Annotated in this window: 7 protein-coding genes and 1 pseudogene; all 8 read left to right on the forward strand. The window is 57.5% G+C overall.

Annotation, left to right across the window (positions count from 1 at the left end; translation table 11 throughout):
* Positions 1 to 481: pseudogene (gene rpsB, locus ACIOWA_RS26785) on the forward strand (30S ribosomal protein S2); the annotation flags it as partial.
* 203 nt (positions 482 to 684) lie between these two features.
* Positions 685 to 1548 (forward strand): translation elongation factor Ts, encoded by an 864-nt coding sequence (tsf, locus tag ACIOWA_RS26790; RefSeq protein ID WP_339430544.1) that lies wholly within the window; start codon positions 685 to 687, stop codon positions 1546 to 1548.
* A gap of 209 nt (positions 1549 to 1757) precedes the next feature.
* Positions 1758 to 2501: a UMP kinase gene (gene pyrH / locus ACIOWA_RS26795; RefSeq protein ID WP_003222124.1), complete on the forward strand. Its 744-nt coding sequence runs from the start codon at positions 1758 to 1760 to the stop codon at positions 2499 to 2501.
* Positions 2498 to 3055: a ribosome recycling factor gene (frr, locus tag ACIOWA_RS26800; RefSeq protein ID WP_339430545.1), complete on the forward strand. Its 558-nt coding sequence runs from the start codon at positions 2498 to 2500 to the stop codon at positions 3053 to 3055. The genes pyrH and frr overlap by 4 nt, the downstream gene beginning before the upstream one ends.
* 14 nt (positions 3056 to 3069) lie before the next feature.
* The gene (gene uppS / locus ACIOWA_RS26805) at positions 3070 to 3825 is read left to right on the forward strand and encodes a polyprenyl diphosphate synthase (RefSeq protein ID WP_034156332.1); all 756 of its coding nucleotides are present in this window, start codon (positions 3070 to 3072) and stop codon (positions 3823 to 3825) included.
* Entirely contained in the window at positions 3825 to 4631 is an 807-nt protein-coding gene (locus ACIOWA_RS26810) for a phosphatidate cytidylyltransferase (protein ID WP_401162784.1), read from the forward strand. The genes uppS and ACIOWA_RS26810 overlap by 1 nt, the downstream gene beginning before the upstream one ends.
* Positions 4628 to 5818 carry a 1-deoxy-D-xylulose-5-phosphate reductoisomerase gene (gene ispC / locus ACIOWA_RS26815; protein WP_401162786.1) on the forward strand — a complete coding sequence of 397 codons (1191 nt, stop codon included), beginning with the start codon at positions 4628 to 4630 and terminating at the stop codon, positions 5816 to 5818. Before ACIOWA_RS26810 ends, ispC begins: the two co-directional genes overlap by 4 nt.
* Positions 5819 to 5872: 54 nt before the next feature.
* On the forward strand, positions 5873 to 7116 hold a 1244-nt coding region (gene rseP, locus ACIOWA_RS26820; RefSeq protein ID WP_401162789.1), incomplete at its 3' end, for an RIP metalloprotease RseP.

Genomic DNA, 7116 nt, shown 5'->3' on the forward strand with positions numbered 1-7116 from the left:
ATCGTCGGCACCAAGCGTTCCGCTGGCAAGATCGTTGCTGAAGAAGCAGCACGTTGCGGTTCGCCGTACGTTGATCACCGCTGGTTGGGCGGCATGCTGACCAACATCAAAACCATTCGTGCTTCCATCAAGCGTCTGCGTGACCTTGAAGTAAGCACGAATGGTTTTGAAGTTGGATCGCTCCCTGGGCGGCATCAAGGACATGGGCGGTCTGCCAGACGCACTGTTCGTGATCGACGTTGACCACGAGCGCATCGCGATCACCGAAGCCAACAAGCTGGGCATTCCGGTCATCGGCGTTGTCGATACCAACAGCAGCCCGGAAGGCGTTGACTACATCATCCCAGGCAACGATGACGCAATCCGCGCTATCCAGCTGTACATGGGTTCGATGGCTGACGCAGTTATCCGTGGTCGCAACAATGTTGGCGGCGGCACTGTAGAATTCGCAGCTGAAGAAACTCAGGCTGCAGCTGAGTAATTGACGCCCTGGCGTTGACTCAGTAAGCAAAAAGGGGGCTTGGCCCCCTTTTTGCCACCTCGAAAACCATTTGTCGGCGCCCACTTGTGGTAGCGCTCACCCTGCATCTGTAACGTGCAGCGGCTACAAGGTGATTCGGGAAGAATTGAACGCCCGTTCGATCGGGTGGAATGGTTGAAAACCTATCCAAGAGGAATTTGAAAATGGCAGCAATTACTGCAGCGTTGGTTAAAGAACTGCGCGAGCGTACCGGCGAAGGCATGATGGATTGCAAGAAAGCCCTGGAAAAGGCTGACGGCGACATCGAAAAAGCCATTGATGACATGCGTGCTTCGGGCGCGATCAAAGCTGCGAAAAAAGCTGGCAACGTTGCCGCTGAAGGCGCAATCGCAATCAAGGACGACGGTAAAGCTGCCGTTATCCTGGAAGTGAACTCGCAGACCGACTTCCTGGCTCTGCAAGACGACTTCAAAAACTTTGTTGCTGCCAGCGTTGAAAAAGCTTTCGCTGACAAGCTGACCGATGCGGCTCCGCTGATCGCTGCTCAAGAAGCTGATCGCGAAGCACTGGTTGCCAAAGTAGGCGAAAACGTCAACATCCGTCGTCTGACCCGTATCGAAAGTGACGTTGTGGGCTCGTACCTGCACGGCAACAAGATCGGTGTTGTTGTGGCTCTGAAAGGCGGTGACGTCGAGCTGGCCAAAGACATCGCGATGCACGTAGCTGCAAGCAACCCTGAGTTCCTGCTGCCTTCGCAAGTTTCGGCTGAAGCGATCGAGCGCGAAAAAGCTGTGTTCATGCAGCTGAACGAAGAAAAAATCAAAGGCAAGCCAGAAAACATTGTTGAGAACATGGTCAAGGGCCGTATCAGCAAGTTCCTGGCAGAAGCGAGCCTGGTTGAGCAGGCGTTCGTCAAAAACCCTGAAATCAAGGTTGGCGAGCTGGCCAAGAAAGGCGGCGCAGAAATCGTTTCCTTCACTTACTACAAAGTAGGCGAAGGCATCGAGAAGCCGGTCGACAACTTCGCTGAAGAAGTTGCTGCCCAGCTGGCTGCCGCCAAGCAGTAAGACGGTTTTTCAACTGTCGCCCGAAAGAGGCTGCCCGCTCACGCGCGCAGCCTCTTTTCAGATGGGGCAACCAATTTTTTATTGGTTTCCACTTGGAACTGACTTACAAAGCCATGTTCCGATGGCGCTGAAGCAGCGCCAAGCTAGAGTGAACGCCAGCTGTAAACAGCTCGCAAAGAATTTTAAATACGCCGCAGGAGAGATTCGCAATGGCTCAGCAGGGCAGTGGTTATCAGGCTCGCTATAAACGCATTCTACTCAAGCTTAGCGGCGAGGCCCTGATGGGCTCGGAAGAGTTCGGGATCGATCCGAAAGTGTTGGATCGAATGGCGCTGGAAGTCGGTCAACTGGTCGGTATCGGCGTACAGGTCGGTCTGGTAATCGGTGGTGGTAACCTGTTCCGCGGCGAAGCTCTGAGCAAAGCCGGCATGGATCGGGTGACAGGCGACCACATGGGCATGCTGGCCACTGTGATGAATGCTCTGGCCATGCGCGACGCGCTGGAGCGTGCCAATATCTCGGCCATCGTGATGTCGGCCATTTCCATGGTCGGCGTAACCGATCACTATGATCGCCGCAAAGCCATGCGCCACCTGAACTCCAAAGACGTCGTGATTTTCGCGGCCGGTACCGGCAATCCGTTCTTCACCACGGATTCGGCAGCCTGCCTGCGCGCAATCGAAATCGACGCGGACGTCGTGCTCAAGGCGACCAAGGTTGATGGCGTCTACACAGCCGATCCGTTCAAAGACCCGCATGCCGAGAAGTTCGATCATCTGACTTATGATGAAGTGCTGGATCGCAAGCTGGGTGTGATGGACCTGACGGCTATTTGCCTGTGCCGCGACCACAAGATGCCGCTGCGCGTATTCAACATGAACAAACCCGGTGCCCTGCTGAACATCGTCCATGGCGGCGCTGAAGGTACCCTGATCGAGGAAGGTCAACAATGATCAACGAAATCAAGAAAGACGCTCAAGAGCGTATGCAAAAGTCTCTGGACTCCCTGTCCCATGCATTCGGTCAGATTCGTACCGGCAAGGCGCACCCAAGCATCCTCGGCAGCGTGATGGTGCCTTACTACGGCACTGACACCCCGCTGAGTGGCGTTGCCAACGTCACCGTGAAAGACTCGCGCACGCTGCAGGTCGTGGCGTTCGAGCGCAACATGCTCGCAGCCGTCGACAAGGCTATCCAGAGCGCCGGTCTGAACCTCAACCCGACTAACCTGGGTGAGTTGCTGTTGATCCCGATGCCGGCCCTCACCGAGGAAACGCGTAAAGGCTTCACCAAGCAGGCACGCAGCGCTGCTGAAGACGCGCGTGTTGCCGTGCGCAATATTCGTCGTGATGCTTTGGGCGAGCTCAAGAAACTGGTCAAGGACAAGGAAATCAGCGAAGACGAAGAGCGTCGTGCCATCGCTGATATCGATAAGCTGACCAAAGAATCCGAGGCCCAGATCACCAAGGCCACGGACGAGAAAGAAAAAGACCTGATGGCCGTATAAGGGTCGAGCTTTAAATGGACAAGACCAAGCAGACTGCGCCGTCCGCGGTGCCGCGCCATGTCGCGATCATCATGGATGGCAACAATCGCTGGGCGAAAAAACGCTTTATGCCGGGTGTTGCCGGGCATAAAGCGGGTGTGGATGCTGTTCGGGCCGTGATCGAGGTGTGCGCTGAGGCCAAGGTCGAAGTGCTCACCCTGTTCGCCTTCTCCAGTGAGAACTGGCAGCGCCCGGCCGATGAGGTCAGTGCCTTGATGGATCTGTTCTTCAAGGCCTTGCGTCGTGAGGCCAAGCGCCTCAACGACAACAACATCAGCCTGCGCATCATTGGCGATCGTTCGCGCTTCCATCCGGAGCTTCAGGCCGCGATGCGCGAAGCCGAAGCCATGACTGCGGGCTCCAATCGTTTTATCCTGCAGATCGCCGCCAACTACGGCGGTCAGTGGGATATCGCGCAAGCCGCGCAGCGTTTGGCGCGTGAAGTTCAGGCCGGGCATCTGCGTCCGGAAGACATTACTCCTGATCTGCTGCAAACCTGTCTGGCGACCGGCGATCTGCCGTTGCCGGACTTGTGCATCCGCACGGGCGGAGAGCACCGCATCAGCAACTTCCTGCTGTGGCAACTGGCTTACGCCGAGTTGTACTTCTCCGACCTGTTCTGGCCGGACTTCAAACACGATGCCATGCGCAATGCGCTGGCTGATTTCGCTTCGCGCCAGCGTCGTTTCGGTAAAACGAGCGAACAGGTCGAAGCTGGAGCCCGGGTTTAATGCTTAAACAACGAATCATCACTGCACTGATCCTGCTGCCGATCGCCTTGTGCGGGTTTTTCCTGCTCGAAGGTTCCGGTTTTGCGCTGTTCATCGGTCTGGTCGTGAGCCTCGGTGCCTGGGAATGGGCACGTCTGGCGGGCTTCACCGCACAATCGTTTCGCGTCGGCTTTGCTGCCGTCGTCGCATTGATGCTGTTCGTCATGTACGTGGTGCCCAGTCTCGCGCCGTGGGTGTTGGGTGCTTCGGTGCTTTGGTGGGCAGTTGCGACGTATCTGGTGCTGACCTACCCGCGTTCCAGCGAACATTGGTCCAGTGCTGCCAGCAAGCTAGTGATTGGTCTGTTGATTTTGCTGCCGGCCTGGCAAGGCCTGATGCAGATCAAGCAATACCCATTGGGTAACTGGCTGATCATGGCAGTGATGGTGCTGGTCTGGGGCGCAGATATCGGCGCTTATTTTTCCGGTCGTGCATTCGGCAAGCGTAAGTTGGCCCCTCAAGTCAGTCCGGGTAAAAGCTGGGAAGGCGTCTACGGCGGTCTTGCCCTCAGTCTGGTGATCACCGCTATTGTCGGCCTGGTACGTGACTGGACGGTTGCCGAGTTGCTCAAGGGTTTGATTGGTGCTGCGCTGATCGTCTTCATCTCGGTTGTGGGCGACCTCACCGAAAGCATGTTCAAGCGCAAGTCCGGCATCAAGGACAGCAGTAATCTGCTGCCAGGTCATGGCGGCGTTCTTGATCGTATCGACAGTCTGACCGCGGCCATTCCAGTCTTCGCGGTGTTGCTGTGGATGGCTGCGCCGTGAGCCGCCCGCAACAGATCACTGTTTTGGGGGCGACCGGCTCGATTGGTCTGAGCACCCTTGATGTTATTGCGCGTCACCCTGAGCGCTATCAGGTTTTCGCATTGAGCGGTTTCACTCGCCTGAGTGAGTTGCTGGCGTTGTGCATACGGCATGTGCCGCAATTTGCCGTGGTACCGCAAGTCGCCGCTGCGCGCGGTTTGCAGGACGGTTTGCGCGCAGCCGGTTTGTCGACCCGTGTGCTGGTGGGGGAAGAGGGCCTGTGTCAGGTCGCTTCTGCTCCGGAAGTCGACGCGGTGATGGCGGCGATCGTTGGCGCGGCTGGCCTGCGTCCGACTCTGGCGGCCGTCGTGGCCGGCAAGAAGATCCTTTTGGCCAATAAAGAGGCGCTGGTAATGTCCGGCGCCCTGTTTATGCAGGCGGTACGCCAAAGCGGTTCTGTGCTGCTGCCGATCGACAGCGAACACAACGCGATTTTCCAGTGTATGCCACTGGATTTTGCTCGCGGATTGAGCGCTGTCGGTGTTCGCCGGATTTTGCTTACAGCCTCTGGTGGTCCGTTCCGACAGACGCCGATGAGCGAATTGGCGCACGTTTCACCTGAGCAAGCGTGTGCCCACCCGAACTGGTCCATGGGGCGCAAGATTTCAGTAGACTCGGCCAGCATGATGAATAAAGGTCTTGAGTTGATCGAGGCTTGCTGGTTGTTTGATGCAAAGCCGTCGCAAGTCGAGGTGGTGATCCACCCGCAGAGCGTGATTCACTCGCTGGTCGACTATGTCGATGGCTCGGTACTGGCGCAATTGGGGAACCCTGACATGCGCACACCGATCGCCAATGCTCTGGCTTGGCCGGAACGCATAGACTCCGGTGTGGCGCCGCTGGATCTGTTCGCAGTTGCGCGCCTGGACTTTGAGGCGCCGGATGAGCAGCGCTTCCCTTGTCTGCGTCTGGCGCGTCAAGCTGCCGAAGCAGGCGACAGTGCACCGGCGATGCTCAATGCGGCGAACGAAGTGGCGGTGGCGGCGTTTCTCGACGGACGAATCCGTTACCTGGAAATCGCGAGTATCATCGAGCAGGTGTTGAACCTCGAACCGGTCGTAGCACTGGATGATCTCGACGCTGTGTTTACGGCAGACGCCAAGGCGCGAGTTCTGGCTGAGCAGTGGTTGAAACGTCACGATCGATAGAATTTGAAACACAATGGCGTCACGCGGCACTGAACAGGATTGCGGAGAAAGTAGATGAGCGCGCTCTATATGATTGCCGGCACCCTGATCGCCTTGGGTGTGCTGGTCACCTTTCACGAATTCGGCCACTTCTGGGTCGCGCGGCGCTGTGGCGTCAAGGTTCTGCGCTTTTCCGTAGGCTTCGGCATGCCTCTGCTGCGCTGGCACGACAAACAGGGCACAGAGTTCGTCATCGCCGCGATTCCGCTGGGTGGCTACGTCAAAATGCTCGACGAGCGTGAGGGCGAGGTGCCGGTTGATCAACTGGATCACTCGTTTAACCGCAAGACGGTTCGTCAGCGAATCGCCATTGTTGCCGCCGGCCCTGTCGCCAACTTCCTTTTGGCCCTGGTGTTTTTCTGGGTGCTGGCCATGCTCGGTAGCGAGCAGGTACGCCCGGTCATCGGTGCGGTCGAGTCTGGCAGCATCGCCGCCAAGGCTGGTTTGGGTGTGGGGCAGGAGATCGTCGCGATTGATGGCGAGCCGACCACCGGTTGGGCTGCCGTCAACTTGCAGTTGGTGCGTCGGCTTGGTGAAAGCGGTTCGTTGCAGTTGCTGGTGCGTGAGCAGGGCTCTACCGCGGACTCTCCACGCGAGTTGGTGCTGGATCACTGGCTGCAGGGGGCTGATGAGCCCGATCCTATCCGCTCATTGGGTATTCGTCCGTGGCGTCCGGCCTTGGCGCCCGTGCTTGCCGAGCTTGATCCAGAAGGTCCAGCTCAGGCGGCTGGCCTGAAAACCGGTGATCGCCTTCTGTCTCTGGATGGCCAGGCGCTTAATGACTGGCAGCAAGTGGTTGATACCGTTCGTACGCGTCCTGATACCAAAATCATGCTGCGTATCGAGCGCGACGGTGCTCAAATCGACGTCCCGGTCACCTTGGCAGCGCGCGGCAAAAGCAAGTCTCCAAGCGGTTATCTGGGGGCGGGTGTAAAAGCTGTCGACTGGCCACCGGAGATGATCCGCGAAGTCAGTTACGGGCCGTTGGCCGCGATTGGCGAGGGCGCCCATCGTACTTGGACCATGAGCATTCTGACGCTGGACTCACTCAAGAAAATGCTGTTCGGCGAGCTCTCGGTAAAAAACTTGAGTGGACCGATAACCATTGCTAAAGTGGCGGGCGCTTCTGCCCAGTCGGGCGTCGCTGATTTCCTGAATTTCCTTGCTTATCTGAGTATTAGCCTGGGAGTTCTGAATTTGCTGCGCCTCCCTGTCGTGGTTGGGGGGCACTTGTTGTTGTATCTGATCGTGTGGGCGCG

Origin of the sequence: Pseudomonas sp. NPDC087614, assembly GCF_044743485.1 — a bacterium.
GTDB classification, from domain to species: domain Bacteria; phylum Pseudomonadota; class Gammaproteobacteria; order Pseudomonadales; family Pseudomonadaceae; genus Aquipseudomonas; species Aquipseudomonas baetica_A.